This window comes from Bacillus sp. B2-WWTP-C-10-Post-4, from assembly GCF_009183805.1.
Classification (GTDB): Bacteria; Bacillota; Bacilli; order Bacillales; family Bacillaceae_G; genus Bacillus_A; species Bacillus_A cereus.
In genome coordinates this window covers 1-849 of sequence record NZ_WEII01000272.1, presented here as the reverse complement: position 1 = coordinate 849, position 849 = coordinate 1, and the positions used below count along the sequence as shown (strand labels likewise).

Here is an 849-nt window from a genome sequence, read left to right as displayed (position 1 = left end):
TTGATATACTAGAGAACATTATCCCTTATATTATTTTAAATATAATTTGGTCGTAATTAAAATAAAACAAAAAGAGGACGTATATATCACGTCCTCTTTTTGTTTTAGATATGCTCACCATGATCAATATAAGTATCGCCGTATTCGTATGCCGGCGCAGGTGGTCTACCGTGATCAAAATCGGCCACATTAGAAATATAATCTGGTCTTTGTGGTGCAGGCGGTCTACCATGATCAGCTTGTGATGTATAAGATTCTGCAAAACTTCCAATAGTTAAAACAGCAGCAAAACTAAAAAATCCTATTAGTACTTTTTTCATTTTAACGCACTTCCCTTCTGAAGTAATTCTTTAGCATCATAAGATATATTAAAGTATTGGTTAGCCTTCTCATGATTACCTTCTTGATAAAGTTTTTTCGCTAAAATTCCAGAGTACTCTTCCATAAATCCATAAAGTTTTTGGGATTCGAAGTAATCTAGTCCATCTGCAATCGTTGTTTCTAGATTCTGCTTATAATTTTCATCGTATTGTGCTCGAAGTATTCGTAAATGATGTGTATATTCAACGTCAGCTAATCCAAAGTCTTGAGTCAAAAATTCTTGTGCTTGTTCAATTTCATTTACTTTGAAATGTTCTCGAGCCAGTAAGAATACAGTTTTATGATATGGTTTTTCAGATTTATATACATCCATTAAATGTCGTATTGCAGTTGCGGATATACCTTGTTTTGCATAAAGGAAACCCAAGTTGTACTGAATTAAGGTAATTAGTCGAGTACAGTTATGTTTTTTAGCCATATCCAAACACTTAACAAAAAGTTCTTCTCCTTGTTCAAACTGACTTAAAG

General features: G+C 33.0%; 1 protein-coding gene and 1 pseudogene. Both read right to left on the bottom strand.

The features are described from left to right. Positions 1-104: 104 nt before the first annotated feature. Entirely contained in the window at positions 105-320 is a 216-nt protein-coding gene (locus GBN78_RS29865; RefSeq protein WP_000756625.1) for a hypothetical protein, read from the bottom strand. Continuing rightward, a pseudogene (locus GBN78_RS29860) lies at positions 317-849 on the bottom strand (aspartate phosphatase); the annotation flags it as partial. The gene GBN78_RS29865 and the pseudogene GBN78_RS29860, both read right to left, overlap by 4 nt.